Consider the following 15,071-nt stretch of genomic DNA (forward strand, 5'->3'; position numbering starts at 1 on the left):
CTACCAGCAGGCTTTCTATTTCTTCGAGCCAAGATAATCGGCGGCCAGGGTGGCAATGGTTTGGACGCCCAGGGTGAGGCCACTCTCATCCACAAAAAAGCCGGGCGTATGGTGCGGCGCTGTTTCGGCTGGGTTCTTGCCTTTTGGCATGCCGCCCACGAACACAAACAGGCCGGGTACCTTCTCCTGGAAATACGCGAAGTCCTCGGCCCCGGTCACCGCTTTTTGCAGTACCACGTGAGACGGCCCCGCCACCCGTTGCAGGGTAGGCAGCATCCGCTCGGTCAGGCGCGGGTCGTTGTAGGTGATGGGTGCATAGTTGACGATGTCCACTTCGGCAGTGGCACCGACGCTTTCCGCAATGTTGGTGGCTGTTCGGCGAATGGCCGCCCAGATTTGCTGCTGCATGTCTTTGTCGAGGGTGCGAATGGTGCCGGTCAGTTCCACCTGGTCGGGGATGATGTTGTTGCGCACCCCGCCATGAATCATGCCCACGGTCAGCACGGCCGCGTCTTCCGTTAGTTCGGTTTGGCGGCTGATAATGGTTTGCAGGCCTGTTACAATCTGCGCGGCCGTCACGACTGGGTCCACTGCCAACCAAGGGTAGGCCCCGTGCGCCGATTTGCCTTTCACTTTAATGGTGAATACGTCGGCGGCGGCCATGGTGCCTTCGGGACGGTACTTGAGCGTGCCTACTTCGGTTTGGGCGTTGATGTGCAAGCCAAAGATGGCGTCCACTTTAGGGTTGTCGAGGACGCCTTCCTGCACCATGAGCTTGGCGCCGCCCGTCACGCCGGGCAAGGAGCCTTCTTCGGCCGGCTGAAAGATGAACTTCACTGTGCCCGGCAGGTCCTTCTTTACCTCACTCAGCACGGCGGCAGCGCTTAGCAGCATGGCCACGTGGGTGTCGTGGCCGCAGGCGTGCATCACACCCACTTCCTGGCCGTTGTAGGTGGTTTTGGCTTTCGAGGCGAAAGACAGATTGGCGGTTTCCGTCACCGGTAAACCATCCATATCGGCTCGCAAGGCTACCACCGGTCCGGGCTTGCCGCCTTTCAGGATGCCAACCACGCCGGTGCGAGCTACGCCGGTTTGCACTTCCAGCCCTAGTTTTTTCAATTGCTCGGCCACAATGCCGGCGGTGCGGGTTTCTTGGTTGCCAAGTTCAGGGTGCTCGTGCAGGTCGCGGCGGCAGGCAATAAGCTTGCTTTCCTGAGCGGTGGCTAGCTTGGCTATGCGGGCATTGAGGGCGGTATTTTGCGCCGTGGCCGACAAGGTGAGCGTGGCGGCGAAAGAAGTGAAAAGGAACGTGTGCTTCATGTAAAACGAGGAAAGTAGCCGCAAAAGATACGGCGTGCTGTTGAAGGCTACCAGCACGGCGCCCGGTTTCCGGTGGTGGACGCTCTATAGCAGGCCACTATGCGCGTCGGGTATTCAGCAGCCACCCGGGCAAGAAGCACAATGTAAGAATAGGCTCACGGGAGCTACTTTTGTGGCTGTAGTTGTTCGTTTGTTTGCCCTATGCCTCGTCTGGTTGCCGCCCCCGATTCTCTGCCCCGTACGTGGTCTGTTGCCTGGCAGCAGTCAGCTTTCCGGTATCGGCTGCTGCTTACGCTGGGGCTGTTGCTGGTGCTCGTGGCCAACCTGCCGCCGTTTTTCGCATGGGTGCAGGCGCGGCCGGGCGCTCATCTGCCCGACCCGTTGCTGGCCTTGCTGCCCGTGCAGGATGTGTCGTGGCCCATTTTCATCATCATCTACCTGAGCGTAGGGGCTACCCTGCATTACGTGCTGCCGCGCCCGTATTTGCTGCTGCGCTTATTGGCCGCTTACTGGTTGATGCAGGTTTGTCGCGTAGCCCTGCTGGCCCTACTGCCCCTGGAGCCGCCCATCGGCCTGCTCCCTCTCCGCGACCCAATCATTGATACGTTCATCTACGTTGCGGCCGGGCCCATCACCAAAGACTTGTTCTTTTCCGGCCACACCGCTACCGTAGTGCTGCTCGCCCTAGGAGTGGGGCCGGGCCGTCGGCGGCAGTGGTTGCTGGCAGCGGCAGCGGCGGTGGGGTTGCTGGTGCTGGTGCAGCATGTGCACTACACCTATGATGTAGTAGCCGCGCCTTTTTTTGCTTCCGTTTGCTATTGGGTAGCCGGCCGGTTCGGGCAGGCAGGTACCCAATAGCAAACGGAAGAAGACAACGCTTAACGTTGGTGGGTGCCGCGCAATACGTAGCAGCGCCGCCCGCCGGTTTATAGTCGGCGTACTTTACTCTACTTCAGATACTTCTCGTAGATGCCAGCGGCAATTTTCTCGGTCAGGGCTTTGGGAACCAAGCCTGTGAGCTTCGAGGAAATCTTGTTCAAGGCACCCGGAATAATTTCCGCTTCCCCGGCTAGCAGCGCCGCAATACCGGCTTGCGCCACTTGCGCGGGCGTCATAGATACCTTGTTGGCGGTTTCCTGTAGGCCCGCACTCATGCCGGCCCGGTCGGCGAAATCGGTGGTGGTAGCACCGGGGCTGAGGCAGCTAACCGACACCACAGAATCACGCAGCTCGTAGCGCAAACCACGCGAGAAGCTGAGCAAGAACGACTTACTGGCCGCGTAAAGCGTAAGAGTAGGCACCGCCTGGTACGCAGCAGTGCTGGCTACATTCAGGATGTAAGCCTTGGGCTGCTGGCGCAGCGTAGGCAACAGCAGGTGCGTGAGGGCCACTGGCAAGTGCATGTTGAGCTGCAACATGTTCTGCTGCTCTACTAGTGTGAGCTCCTCGAAGCGGCCCCACAGCCCATAGCCCGCGTTGTTCACCAAGATGGTTAGCTCCGGCGTTTGAGTACGCACCCAGTCCGCTACCCGCTGGGCTGCGCCTTGCTCCGCCAGGTCGCAGGCAAGGCTATGGGCGCTGATGCCGTGTTGAGTGCGCAGTTCGGTAGCTACCAGTTCCAACTGGTCGGCGGAGCGGGCAACCAACAGCAGGTCGTAGCGGCGGCGCGCCAGCTCGGTGGCGAAAGCCCGGCCAATACCGCGCGACGCGCCGGTGATGAGAGCAGTAGGCATAGGGGCGTTGTGGGTTGGGGCGGACGCCCAGACAGAACGGAGGTTCTACTTGGGCGTCCGCGTGCTATTTCACTAGGTGTAGAAACCGCAAATAGAAGGGGGTCGGGCTGTTCTCGGTCTTGGGTTGATACTTACCCGCCAAGATGGGCACGTACATGACGCGGCGGCGCGATGCTTCGCCTACCAGCGGCGACTGGGCTACCCGGTGCCACATGCGGCCGTCGTGCACGGTCAGGTCGCCGGCTTCCGTTTCCACCGCAATTTCGTTGGGGTCGGAGCTGACGTCCTTGTAATATTTCTTGCGAAACAGCATCTCGCGCAGCGGCTGGCGGTGCGTACCCGGTATCAGGCGCAGGCCCCCATTGGTAGCAGGCGTACCATCGAGGTGGAACCCAACGTTGAGCATCGGGCCAATGCGCTTGCCATAAAACACGTCGCGCAGCGAATCCGTGTGCCACCCCATCTGCGAAAACTCGCTGCCGGTTACGTTCACGTAGTGGTTGATAACGAGGCCATCTTTCTCGTTGATGCCAACCCGGCCGCCGGGGGCTTCCAGCAACGGAAATAGCGCTTGGAAACGCGGCTCTTCCAAAAATTCGCGGAGTTCGGGGCTGTAGTGGTTGGCAAAAGCGAAGCGCTGTACTATCGGGGAGCCATCAACGTCCTTGCCGTATTTGATGGGCACGCCGTTCACTTTCTGCACTTCATCGGTCAGCCACTGTCGCTGGACCTGCTCGGTAGCACGCAGGAGCCGGTGCACGGTGCTTAGATCGGCAAAAGCTCTAAAATGCAGAAAACCATATTGTTGAAAGAACGCCAGTTGTTCAGCCGTAAGCGTGGAGCCCAGGGTGAAGCGCGGATAAGTATGTAGTGAAGACATAGGGAGCGGAGGCGACGGGCAAAGACGCCTGCGGGCACAAAGATACGGGAGCAAAACTCACGGTGTCGTGCCCGACGTAAAGTTAGGGTAACAAGAAATGATGCTCTACCATGAGCCGACCATTGCGCGGCCAATCTGCGGGCGGTTAGATGAAGAACGTGTGAACCAACCCGCCAACCGCCTGGAGGTTTTATGGGCTTGCGTACCTTCGTTGAAATGCCTGGTTTTCGGTTGTTTTTATTTTCCTTCTGGCAGCGGCTTCGCTTGGCGCTATGCGTGCTAGTGCTGCTGAGCGAGGGCGCGGCACTGGCCCAAACCACCAAGGGCCCCTTGGTGCCTTTTCGCCGCGGCAGCCGCTGGGGCTACGCCGACCGTACGCGCCGGGTAGTGCTGCCCCTACTCTACAACGAGGCCGGACCGTTTGTAAACGAGGTAGCCTGGGTGCGCCAAGGCCTATTGTATGGCTACATTGATGCGGGCGGCAACTCTATTACACCCGTGCAATTCAGCCGCGCCAGCAACTTCCAGCAAGGCCGTGCTACCGTCGAGCTAAGCGGAGAAACCTTCGACATCAACTCCAGCGGCCAACGCTTGAGCACGCCCCCTGACCCCGAACCAGAGACCGACTACCTGGAGCAAGGCGACCTAATGCGCCGCCAGGGCAAAGTGGGGTTCCGCTTCACGGTGGGCTCCACTACTGTAGTGCTCGCCGAATACGACGAAATCCGGGACCTGCACCACGACGGCCTGCTACTAGTCCGCCAAGGCGCAAAATGGGGCGTACTGAATGCCGAAGGCAAGCGCACGCTGCCGCTGGAATACGATGCCATCCAGGCCACAAGCGCCAACGGCTTTGCGTATCCTATAGTAGAGCAGGCTGGCCGCTTTGGCTATGTGAGCACCGAGGGCCGCCTGCTTACCCCTGTTGCATACGCTGCCGCCGAGCCCTTCATCGAAGAAGTGGCTCGCGTAACCACTCCCGATGGCAAAATTGGCTATATCGACAGCCGTGGCAAAGAGTATTTCGAGGAGTAGGACTGGCTGCAAAATAGGGCGTGAACGGGTCGTAAGCCGACCGGCAAGCTGAGCTTGCCGAAGCAGTAGAAATGCTTCGATAAGCTCAGCCTGCTGGGTGGTTTCTAAGCTAGAACCCACGTCTAGCTACCTGTTCGTACTGCCTGAAAGGAGCAGCGCAAGATTCCTGTTCGCTATGCGTTGCACGTTATATTCAAGCCCTGCTAGATAAGCCGCTATGCTGCCCCTGCCTATCCTCAACGTCCGCCTGAATGCCTGCCACGAAGACTGGCAGCAGATGACACCTACCGAACAAGGCCGCCACTGTGCCCACTGCGACCGGACGGTCCTGGATTTCACTGCAAGCACGCAAGCTGACCTGGACGCAGCCTTTCAAACTTCCCCGGATGGCCGGGTCTGCGGCCGGTTTCGCCCAAGTCAACTCGCGCCCCAGCCGCAACTGCGCCCGAAGCTGCGGCGGTTTTTGGTAGCGCTGGTGCTAGTGTGCGGGTTAGGGCTGACGAGTGGTGAAGCGTGGGCGCAGGTGCAAAAGGCAACGAAAGTAGCTGCGCAAGCAACACCACATGTCGTATTTGGAGGAGCAGAACAGATGCCTGTTTATAAGAATGGTGGATCTGAAGGGGTAATGAAATTTGTGCAAAAGAATGTGCGCTGGCCAGCTGGTAGCGAAATGCTTGACGCAGAGGGAAAAGTATTTATCGGCTTCGTCATCGACAAAACAGGACAGGTGCGCAACGCGAAAGTGCTGAAAGGCATTCACCCACTACTGGATGCGGAGGCGCTGCGGGTAGTGCAACTACTGGATGGACAATTTGAGCCAGGCAAGCAGAACAACAAACCTGTAGATGTGAGCTACACTATTCCTGTCACCTTTAAGCGCGATTGATGTGTTCCAATTACTCCTCTTTATACTGGTATCTGGGCTGTGCTTGGGGAGCGGAGGAGTGTGGGCGCAGTCTGAAAAGCTAGCATCTACTCCAGAAAATCTTGCCGTCGATGTGCCAGTTTCTCACATACAGGACACATTAAGCAATCCGGACCTAACCGGTTTACAAGAACTAAAGGTCGGATGGATATTTGTTGAGCAGATGCCTATTTATAGAGGTATTGATAAGAAGTCTGGCGGTTGGGAAGGTTTGACGAGATTCATTCAGCAAAACCTAAGCTGGCCACCGGAAGCACCACAGGAAAGCGGCAAGGTTTACGTTAGCTTCGTTATCGATAAGAGTGGTAGCATCCGGGATACCAAGGTTGTAAGATGGCTACATCCGGCAATGGATGCCGAAGCCTTGCGAGTAGTGCAGCTGCTTGACTATCAGTTTACACCGGCTCAGACAAACGGCCATCCGGTGAGCGTGCCCTATACTATTCCAATCATTTTCAGCAAAGAACCTGTAGAAGAGTTGCAAAGCAGGCGTCACCGCTGAATTCATGAAATGGAGTGGCCGTGGTTCTTTGTACAGTCTGCTATTCCCCGAAAAATTCCGACTTTACTGCCCGCATCGTCCTACTCCCACCTTCGTTCCGGTTCCTATGATCTTCACGCCTAGCCCCATGATGCTGAAGCTGCTCTACACGCGCGGTAGCCTGCACAACACGCCTAATGGCGTGGCCTTCAGCATCAAGAACCGCCTCGATACCGTCCGCTTCACCCGGCTGGATTACGTGCAGATAGGCGACCAGCGCGTGGCGCCCGACAACATTGCCTTGGACCTCGGCGACGGTGACATCAGGCCCGTGCGCGACGCGCTGAGCCGCACACCGGGTGGCCTGGAATTCCCAGTAGGGCACAGCATCACCTTTCACCTGACGGCTACTGCTTTGCCCGAGGGCGTCCATCCCATACGCGTGCAGTTTGCGGCCGACCCCTTCGGTGACTTGCACGTGGAAGTGGAAGATGCCATTATGCAAAGCGCTGACAACCGCACCCGCATTCCGCGCCAAGACCAAGACGACTATTCCGACGACGCCATTCAGGCCCGGCAGCGCTTCGCCGAGGAGTTTTCGGGGCAGGAGTTCAAGCACCTCAAGCACTACTCCTTTGATGCCCACACGCTGCGAGGCAACTGCGAGCATTTCACGGGTGTGGCGCAAATTCCGATAGGGCTGGCCGGTCCGTTGCGCGTGAACGGGGAAGTTGCCCAAGGCGACTTCCTGATTCCGATGGCCACCACCGAAGGGACGCTGGTAGCCAGCTACAACCGGGGTATTCAGGTGCTTAACCTGTGCGGCGGCGTAAAGTGCACTGTCATCGGCGACGCCATGCAGCGGGCCCCGGTGTTTGTGTTCGATGATGCCCGCGGTGCTCGGGACTTCGGGCGGTGGGTGGCCGAAACCATCGACCAGATTCGGCCGGAGGCAGAAAGCACCTCTAGCGTCGCCAAACTGCAATACATTGATACGTACTTAGCCAACAAGTTCGCCTACCTGCGTTTCAACTACAGCACCGGCGACGCGGCAGGCCAGAACATGGTAGGCCGTGCCACCTTCGCGGCCTGCTCCTGGATTCTGGAGCATTACAAGGAGGCCCCCGTCCGCCACTTCTACCTCGAATCCAACTTCGCTACCGACAAGAAAGCCTCTCAAATCAACGTGATGCGCACCCGCGGCAAACGCGTGGTGGCCGAGGCCGTTATCAAGCGCGAAGTGCTGCAACAGCGCATGCGCGTGACGCCCGAGCAGCTAGCCTACCACGGGCAAGTAAGCAACGTAGGCGCCTTTCTGTCGGGAGCCAACAACAACGGGGCGCACTCCGCGAATGGTATCACGGCCATGTTCATTGCCACCGGCCAGGACGTGGCCAACGTGTCGGAATCGTCGGCTGGCGTGCTGTATTCCGAAGTTACCAAGGAAGGCGACCTGTATTTGAGCATCACCATTCCCTCACTGATTGTAGCTACGCACGGTGGGGGTACCGGGCTGGCCACGCAGAACGAGTGTTTGCGGATGTTGGGCTGCGTGGGGCGTGGCACGGTCAATAAGTTTGCGGAGATAGTGGCCGGCGTGGTGCTGGCCGGTGAGCTCAGCCTGGGCTCGGCCATTTCCTCTTCCGACTGGGTAAGCAGCCACGAGCAGTACGGCCGAAACCGCTAAGCGTCCTTTACCCAACCTTTCATGCTTTATGCGGAAAGCAAGGACAGACAAAAGCCCCATCCAAGTTGGTTTGGATGGGGCTTTTGTCTGCAAGCAAGCGTTGATTACAGCGGATCAGCCGTGACTTGAAAGCGGGTGTCGCAGCGCAGGGTGATGTCGCTGGAAATAGGCTTTCTGATTTTGGCCTCTGTGGTGAGCGTGTAGCTTTTGGCCTTGATGTACTTGTCGAGCACGGCGTTGGTTGGATTCAGCGTAATAGTTTTGACACCGGTCGGCACCGGGTCCAGCGAAGCCAGCAAAATCTTGTCGTTGCCATCAGTGCTGATGTAGATTTTGATAAGCTCTAGGAAGTCGAAGTTTTCGTTGTTCGGGTTGGTGATGGTGAGGGTGAGTTGGTTCAGGGTTACTTTCTTGACCAAGTTGGCACTGGTACCCTCGTTGCTGAACTTCTCCTCTGATTTGGTAGGGACGCTAAGCGGCGTAAGAGGTACTATCTGCCCCAACGGGAAGCCACCCGATACTTTGATGTTCTGGGAGTCTTCGATGTTGAAGGTGAGAAGCTTATCAATCTTCTTGCACCCCATGGCCGCTAGCAGCAAGACAAGGGGAAATAGCAGCAGTATTTTTTTCATGGCAGTTGAATTTTGCCTTGAAAATACGGCGAGAAATGATGGCTAGATTCACCGGAAGGTGAAATAAAACGCCTTCCCAAACAAGTTCAGGAAGGCGTGCAACTAGATGTTGTTCAATTACTAATCCATCATGTCGGCGGGTTTCGGCGCATCGGGCACGAAGCCCGGCTGCCAGCTCATTGGGTAGCGTGGGTCCACGTACGGTAGGGCGGCTTCGGTGAGGTAAAGCGGCCGGAACGTGTCCACCATGACGGCTAACTCGTGGGTTTCCTTTTTGCCGAGGCTGGCTTCCACGGTCCCAGGGTGGGGCCCGTGCGGAATGCCGCTGGGGTGCCACGTAAACGAGGCCAAATCCACGCCCTTGCGCGACATGAAGTTGCCGGCCACGTAGTACAGCACCTCGTCGGAATCCACGTTGGAGTGGTTATAGGGCGCCGGAATGCTGAGCGGGTGATAGTCGAAGAGGCGCGGCACAAACGAGCAAATCACGAAGTTGTGGCCCTCGAAATGCTGGTGCACGGGCGGTGGCTGATGCAAACGGCCCGTTATCGGCTCGAAGTCGTGGATGCTGGTGGCGTAGGGGTAGAAGTACCCGTCCCAGCCCACCACATCGAAGGGCGAATGGGCGTAAGTGAGGTGGTGCAGTTGGCCTTCTTTCTTGATTTTGAGTAGGTACTCGCCCGACTCCTGCGCATCATCCACTACCAGCTCGCTTGGGGGCCGAATGTCCCGTTCGCAATACGGCGAGTGTTCCAGCAGTTGTCCGAAGTGGTTGCGGTAGCGCCGGCAGGTTTCCACCGCACTGAACGACTCGATGATCAGCAGTCGAACCGGACCCTCCTCGAAGTGCAGCTGGTGGATGATGGTGCGTGGGATGACCACATAGTCGCCGGGCTCGAACGCCACTTTGCCCATCTGGCTCCACAGCTCGCCCCGGCCTTCGTGCACGAAAATCACTTCGTCGGCCAGCGCGTTTTTGTAGTAGTAGCTCATGCGCCGCTCCGTAGGGTTGCAGATGCTGAGCGTCACGTCGGCGTTGCCGAGCAGGGTTTGGCGGGCGGCCAGGTAGTCGCCACCGGTGGTGGTTTGGGCCAGGGTGCGGAGGTGGCTGGGCTGCAAGGGCCGGTCTTTGAGCAGCTTCGGGCTATAAGGCTCGGGCACGCCTACGTTCCGAATATCGGTGGGCGGATGCCGGTGGTAGAGCAACGACGAGACACCGTGAAAACCCAGCGTACCCACGAGTTGCTCGGAGTACAAGGTGCCATCGGGCTGGCGAAACTGGGTGTGGCGCTTGCGCGGAATCTGGCCGAGGCGGTGGTAATAAGCCATACGAACAGGGTGGGATGGGGTGGGGGAATGGGCAGAAAGCTCGGAACGTGAAGGTAAGAAGGTTTAAGGGAGTAAGCTCGTCCCGCGCCCCGTTGTTGCCGCTGCCAGCAGTCCATCAACGGGCCACCACTACCGGCTGGCCCAGTTCGAATAAGTGTCGGTACGTCAGCCCCAGCACCAGGGTCACAGTTAGCGTCCAGGCCGTGACTAGTATTGGGGAACCCAAAATCCAATACGTTGCCAGAAACCCACTAGCTAGCAACGAGTTCAAGGCCCCTAGCACCACTACAAATACCACCACCGTAGGGAGCAGGAAGAAGGCCAGCCACATCCAAATCCGCCTCGGCGACAAGAGCACAGTGTACGCCCGAACCAGCGGCGGTACGGTAGCCAGCAGCACCAGCACCGCGCCCAGGGGCCAAGCCACCGCGTAGGGCAGGAGCTTGCTTAAGGCATACACCTCGTCGTTGCCACCCATCAGGGCGCCCAGTATCCGCGCAAAGGGTAGGGTGGCAAACACCAGCGCAAACCCCACCGCCTGTTTGGATGCGTGGTTGCGCGAATCAAGCAGAAAGTAGCCCCACCACCCCACCGCAAACGTGAAAATCGGTCCGGCGAAAGTTGCGGCCAAGTTCCAGGGGCGGCCCACCGCGCACGTGTCGCACAGGGTCCACACGTTGAAGTCGCGCTGCCCCCAGCCGCCGCACAGCAGCCGGCCCAAGCCCGTGTGCACTAGTTCGTGCGCTTCGCCCAGGAAGAACAGCAAGGCGACGAAGGCCAGCAGTGAAGACCAGGTAAGCGTGAGTTTCATAAAGCGGAAGCAGTAAACAAAATGGAGTGGCCCGAAAAAGAAGGCAGCGTTTCTATTTCGCTTTCAGAAGTGGCAACACCTCCTGCACTTCAAGCAAAGAGTTATGCAGCAGCTGCTCTTTCAGAAAAGAGACGTGGCCAGCCCCGATGATGAGAATGATAGACCGGTCTTTCTGAAAATCAACGGCCCGCAGCATATTAGTGTAGATGCGCATGTTGCGCTTGTAGAACTCACCGGCCAGGTCGGCCCCCACGTAATTGGTGCCGCCACCCACGCGGGCCCCCGTGAGTAGATACCAGTCCATGTTGCTGCGCTCAGCCGCGGGTGTGTTGTTGGAGATGATAATGTCGGTGATGGTCAGTGGCTTTTTCGGTCCTTTCGGGGCGGGATGCTCCGGCCCGTAGATGGCATGGTACCGAGCCGTAATCAGGCGGCCAATGCTGTCTGGGGCCGAGGGAGCCTCTGTGCTCTTTCCATCGTTTTTCAGGATGTCGGCTTGGTTGTGCTCTTTGGCGTACTCCATAGCCGCGCCATAATCGAATACGCCCTCGGCATCAGCACAGTACACGCGGGAGCGGTTCAGCTTGGCCGCCAGCCGGTACCCCACCTGAAACACTTCATTGTTGCCAAGCTTGAACTGGTTTTGGCGGTAGAGCGCATACGTGCTGTCCACGTACGACTGGCGATTTTGCTTCCATTCCACAAATACCTTGTCGGCTTTGGTTTTGGTGAGCTTGTTGGCCAGGTCCTCTAATTCCTGCTGTCTGGTAGGCGTCTGCATATCCGACTTGCTCCCTTTCACGACGTCCGTGGTCGAGCCGTTGAAATGAAACGTGCCCAGCAGATACACCTTGATTTTGGTGGCGGGCGGCGCAGCAACACTTGCTTGAGCCCAAGCCGGGCAAGTGCCACCCAGCAGCGTGGTGGAAAGCAGTGCTACGAGAAGGGAAAGAGTTTTCATGGGTAATGAAGTAGGGAAGGGTACGTGCTGACCAGCGGCCAGCGCCACGAGCAGCAATACTGAAAAGGGTACTGCTTGCCGTTGATGCAGCAAAAGAGCTAGCCCCCGGCGCGTCCCTCAATTTTATTATCCCAACCCATCCATACGCCGGACCAACCCGCTACTGCAAGGCCAATAGGGTAGGGGCTCTCTGCGGCGGCGTTGGTCCGGCCACCGGGGGCGTTCAGATAATAGTCTCGTGCAAACAAGAGCGTCCTGCTACCTTCAAAGCATGAACCGCACCCGTATTTTTTTCTACCAGGTTCTGGGCTGGTTGCTTATCATCGGCTACGACCTGTGGTGGATTCTGCGCGATACCACCGAAACGGGTGCTGCGCTACAACGGTCACTGCTGCTGCAGGTCACTTTTCTGCTTAGCTCCATCAGCTTGTTCTACTATTGTTATTTGCTGGTTTTCTCGCAAGGCATGCGGAAGGGGCACTGGCAGGTGCTCGTGCTAGGTCTGCTAGGAGCACCAGTGGTTTTTGCGGCTACGCGCTACCTGCTCGAAGAAGTGATGCTGCCGCTATTCTTCGGTTTTCGTAATTACACGCCGGGCACCACGCTCACCTACTACCTTCTCGACAATGCCTATTACCTCCCGCCCATGATGGTAGCTGCCGCTGCCGTTTGGGGCGTGAAGGACGCCTTCCTGCGCGAAAAAGCGCGTGAAAACCACCTTCGGCTGCAAGTGCTGGAGCAAGAAAAAATGCAGGCTGAGTTGGCCTTCTTACGCACCCAAATCAACCCGCACTTTCTCTACAACACGCTCAACTACATCTACTCGCTAGCTTACCCCGTGTCGGAACCGCTGGCTGAAGCCATCCTCAAACTGTCGGAGCTGATGCGCTACATGCTGCACGAGAGCCCCGATGGCAAAGTGGAGCTACAGAAAGAAGTGGACTACCTGCATCATTACCTTGCTATCTACCGGCTGCGCTTCGAGGGCAACTTCTTTGTTGATTTCCAGTGCGACGGCCGCGCCAACGGGCAGCGGGTGGCCGCCTTGCTGCTGATTCCGTTCGTGGAAAACGCACTAAAGCACGGGGTGTTAGATGAAGCCAGTCAGCCAATGGAAATCCGCCTGACGCTGCCCGCTACTACCCCAGGGCTTACTTTTGAAGTGCGCAACCACATCAGCCAGCACCAGAAAGACGCTACCACCGGCATCGGCCTGGGCAATATCCGGCGGCGGCTGGAGTTGCTGTATCCTGGCAAGCACCAGTTGGTTGTGCAGCAGGAAGCGGCCGTGCATTACACCCGGTTGGAGCTGTATTCTCTTCACTAATTCCTTTGGCCTGTGCTTCGCTGTATTGCTGTTGACGATGAAGCCTACGCGACCCGCATCTTGGCGGCCTACATCGAGAAAGTGCCTTTTCTGGATCTGGTAGGCACCACCACCAAGCCCATTGAAGCGCTGCTCTGGGTGCAGGAGGGGCGCGCCGACGTGGTGTTTCTGGATATTCAGATGCCCGAGCTGACTGGTTTGCAATTTCTCAAGCTGTGCGGCAACAAATGCAAGGTTATCCTTACCACTGCCTACCCCGAGCACGCCCTCGAAGGCTTCAACCACGATGTGGTGGACTACTTGCTCAAACCCATTGCCTTCGACCGGTTTTTGCGCGCTGCTCACAAAGCCTATGCTTTGCTGGCGCCCCCCGCCACAGCCGCGGTGTCTGCTTCCCCGGCGCCGCCAAGTGCAGCACCAAACTATATGTTTGTGAAGGGCGAAACCAAAAACAAGTTTCTTCGGCTCGATTTCACGGATATTCTCTACATCCAGGGCCTGAAGAACTACGTCTCTATTTTCGCAACTGGCCAGCGGATTGTCACCTATCAAACCTTGCGCGAGTTGGAAACGCAGTTACCCCAGCCGCCTTTTCTGCGGGTGCACAAGTCCTACATCGTGTCGCTCGATAAAGTCCGGATGGTGGAAGGCAACATGATTCATATTGCCCAAGACCAGATTCCGGTGGGCGAAACCTACCGCGACGCCTTCTTCCGGCTGATTCGGGACCGGGAGGCAACCTAACCCTCACGGAGGTAAAGTAAAGCGTGGCAAACAACGCCCTCGTCAATGCGTTATCTTTGCAGCGCCGGTGCCGTTCCGTATTGATCGGTCAGAGCTGCTTTCCTTCTGTGCTATGGTTGCTATACCTCGTTTTTTACTGCCCGTTAGTTTGGCGCTTCTTGTTGCAGCCGGTCCTGCCTCGGTGCCCAAAACCCGTACGTTCACCTTCGACTACAGGGCTACTATTCCCGCCGTGCCCGCCGGTGCCGATTCGGTGGAACTTTGGCTGCCTATTCCGCATCCTGATGCCTCGCAGGATATTCAGCAGCTGAAAATCAGTACAAAAGCACCTTACACGATTGACAATGCTGCCTACGGCAATAAAGTGCTGCATCTGAAGGTGCCCGCTGCGCAGGCTGCGGGCCTCACCGTGGATATGCAGTTCCAGGCCACCCGGCGCGAGCATCAGAACCCGTTTTTGACGAATGCGGCCACCAAGAAAGCAGGAGCCACCGAAGCCAATGACCCGAACATGGCGCGCTGGCTGGCACCAGACCGCCTCGTGCCCCTCGACCCCAAAATCAAAGGGTGGGCGCAGGAAGTGGTAACCAAGGCCAAAGCCAAAACCGACTTAGAGAAAGCGCGTGCCGTGTATGAGCACGTGGTGAGCACCGTTACGTACGACAAAACCGGCCAGGGCTGGGGCCGCGGCGACATCTATTACGCCTGCGACGCCCGCCGTGGCAACTGCACCGACTTCCACGCGGTGTTCATCGGCTACTGCCGCGCCCTTGGTATTCCCGCCCGCTTCAGCATCGGGTTTCCGCTGCCGGCCGAGCGCGGCGCCGGCGAAATCAAAGGCTACCACTGCTGGGCCGAGTTCTACACCAAACAAACCGGCTGGGTACCTGTCGATGCGTCGGAAGCAGCCAAAGACCCGTCGCGCCGCACCTACTTCTTTGGCGCCCACGACGAGAACCGCGTGGAGCTTACCCGGGGCCGCGACTTGGTGCTGAGCCCGCAACAGAAAGGCGCGCCGCTCAACTACTTTGTCTATCCCTACGCCGAAGCCGACGGCAAACCGCTTGAGGGTGTAAGTGGACAATTTCGGTATCAGGATAAAACGCAGTAGAGCAGCTGCCGCAAGCACCGCATCAGGGCTTGCACTTTCCTAAAGCAGAACAGTGTTATAGGGGTGTTGCATCCGAAGGTGCCCCGCACAAAGCG

At 58.0% G+C, this 15,071-nt stretch carries 15 protein-coding genes; 8 read left to right on the forward strand and 7 right to left on the reverse strand.

Features of this window, described 5'->3' with window-relative positions; all coding sequences use genetic code 11:
* Positions 1-15: 15 nt before the first annotated feature.
* Positions 16-1,320 (reverse strand): amidohydrolase, encoded by a 1,305-nt coding sequence (locus MTX78_RS00630; RefSeq protein WP_243798965.1) that lies wholly within the window; start codon positions 1,318-1,320, stop codon positions 16-18.
* A gap of 201 nt (positions 1,321-1,521) precedes the next feature.
* On the opposite strand from MTX78_RS00630, the gene MTX78_RS00635 reads away from it, so the two are divergent.
* On the forward strand, positions 1,522-2,178 hold the full coding sequence (locus tag MTX78_RS00635) for a phosphatase PAP2-related protein (RefSeq protein WP_243798967.1): 657 nt from the start codon (positions 1,522-1,524) through the stop codon (positions 2,176-2,178).
* A gap of 89 nt (positions 2,179-2,267) precedes the next feature.
* Here the strand turns inward: MTX78_RS00635 and MTX78_RS00640 are convergent, their stop codons facing one another.
* Together MTX78_RS00640 and MTX78_RS00645 are read right to left on the reverse strand one after the other, a co-directional pair.
* Positions 2,268-3,053 (reverse strand): SDR family NAD(P)-dependent oxidoreductase, encoded by a 786-nt coding sequence (locus MTX78_RS00640; RefSeq protein ID WP_243798968.1) that lies wholly within the window; start codon positions 3,051-3,053, stop codon positions 2,268-2,270.
* A gap of 64 nt (positions 3,054-3,117) precedes the next feature.
* Positions 3,118-3,933 (reverse strand): phytanoyl-CoA dioxygenase family protein, encoded by an 816-nt coding sequence (locus MTX78_RS00645; protein WP_243798970.1) that lies wholly within the window; start codon positions 3,931-3,933, stop codon positions 3,118-3,120.
* Between the two features lie 192 nt (positions 3,934-4,125).
* On the opposite strand from MTX78_RS00645, the gene MTX78_RS00650 reads away from it, so the two are divergent.
* The 4 genes from MTX78_RS00650 to MTX78_RS00665 all read left to right on the forward strand — a co-directional run bounded on the left by MTX78_RS00650 (position 4,126) and on the right by MTX78_RS00665 (position 8,061).
* Positions 4,126-4,968 carry a WG repeat-containing protein gene (locus MTX78_RS00650; protein WP_243798972.1) on the forward strand — a complete coding sequence of 281 codons (843 nt, stop codon included), beginning with the start codon at positions 4,126-4,128 and terminating at the stop codon, positions 4,966-4,968.
* Positions 4,969-5,185: 217 nt separating this feature from the next.
* Positions 5,186-5,854 (forward strand): energy transducer TonB, encoded by a 669-nt coding sequence (locus MTX78_RS00655; protein ID WP_243798973.1) that lies wholly within the window; start codon positions 5,186-5,188, stop codon positions 5,852-5,854.
* A 1-nt stretch (position 5,855) separates the two neighbouring features.
* On the forward strand, positions 5,856-6,395 hold the full coding sequence (locus MTX78_RS00660; protein WP_243798975.1) for an energy transducer TonB: 540 nt from the start codon (positions 5,856-5,858) through the stop codon (positions 6,393-6,395).
* 106 nt (positions 6,396-6,501) lie between these two features.
* Positions 6,502-8,061 (forward strand): hydroxymethylglutaryl-CoA reductase, encoded by a 1,560-nt coding sequence (locus MTX78_RS00665; protein WP_243798976.1) that lies wholly within the window; start codon positions 6,502-6,504, stop codon positions 8,059-8,061.
* A 104-nt stretch (positions 8,062-8,165) separates the two neighbouring features.
* On the opposite strand, the gene MTX78_RS00670 is transcribed toward MTX78_RS00665, so the two are convergent.
* The 4 genes from MTX78_RS00670 to MTX78_RS00685 all read right to left on the reverse strand — a co-directional run bounded on the left by MTX78_RS00670 (position 8,166) and on the right by MTX78_RS00685 (position 11,794).
* The gene (locus MTX78_RS00670; RefSeq protein ID WP_243798978.1) at positions 8,166-8,693 is read right to left on the reverse strand and encodes a hypothetical protein; all 528 of its coding nucleotides are present in this window, start codon (positions 8,691-8,693) and stop codon (positions 8,166-8,168) included.
* Between the two features lie 120 nt (positions 8,694-8,813).
* A complete protein-coding gene (locus MTX78_RS00675; protein ID WP_243798980.1) occupies positions 8,814-10,022 on the reverse strand; it encodes a homogentisate 1,2-dioxygenase in 1,209 nt (402 codons plus the stop codon).
* Positions 10,023-10,137: 115 nt separating this feature from the next.
* A complete protein-coding gene (locus MTX78_RS00680) occupies positions 10,138-10,833 on the reverse strand; it encodes a hypothetical protein (RefSeq protein ID WP_243798982.1) in 696 nt (231 codons plus the stop codon).
* A gap of 52 nt (positions 10,834-10,885) precedes the next feature.
* Positions 10,886-11,794, reverse strand: coding sequence for a DUF5694 domain-containing protein (locus MTX78_RS00685; protein WP_243798983.1), 909 nt, complete (start codon positions 11,792-11,794; stop codon positions 10,886-10,888).
* A gap of 271 nt (positions 11,795-12,065) precedes the next feature.
* Between MTX78_RS00685 and MTX78_RS00690 the strand changes: the two genes are divergently transcribed.
* The 3 genes from MTX78_RS00690 (at position 12,066) to MTX78_RS00700 (ending at position 14,976) form a co-directional block, all read left to right on the forward strand.
* Positions 12,066-13,121 carry a sensor histidine kinase gene (locus tag MTX78_RS00690; protein WP_243798985.1) on the forward strand — a complete coding sequence of 352 codons (1,056 nt, stop codon included), beginning with the start codon at positions 12,066-12,068 and terminating at the stop codon, positions 13,119-13,121.
* A gap of 12 nt (positions 13,122-13,133) precedes the next feature.
* On the forward strand, positions 13,134-13,865 hold the full coding sequence (locus MTX78_RS00695) for a LytR/AlgR family response regulator transcription factor (protein ID WP_243798987.1): 732 nt from the start codon (positions 13,134-13,136) through the stop codon (positions 13,863-13,865).
* Between the two features lie 112 nt (positions 13,866-13,977).
* Complete coding sequence (locus tag MTX78_RS00700) at positions 13,978-14,976, forward strand: transglutaminase-like domain-containing protein (RefSeq protein ID WP_243798989.1); 999 nt, start codon at positions 13,978-13,980, stop codon at positions 14,974-14,976.
* Positions 14,977-15,071 lie beyond the last annotated feature (95 nt).

The organism is Hymenobacter tibetensis (assembly GCF_022827545.1).
Classification (GTDB): domain Bacteria; phylum Bacteroidota; class Bacteroidia; order Cytophagales; family Hymenobacteraceae; genus Hymenobacter; species Hymenobacter tibetensis.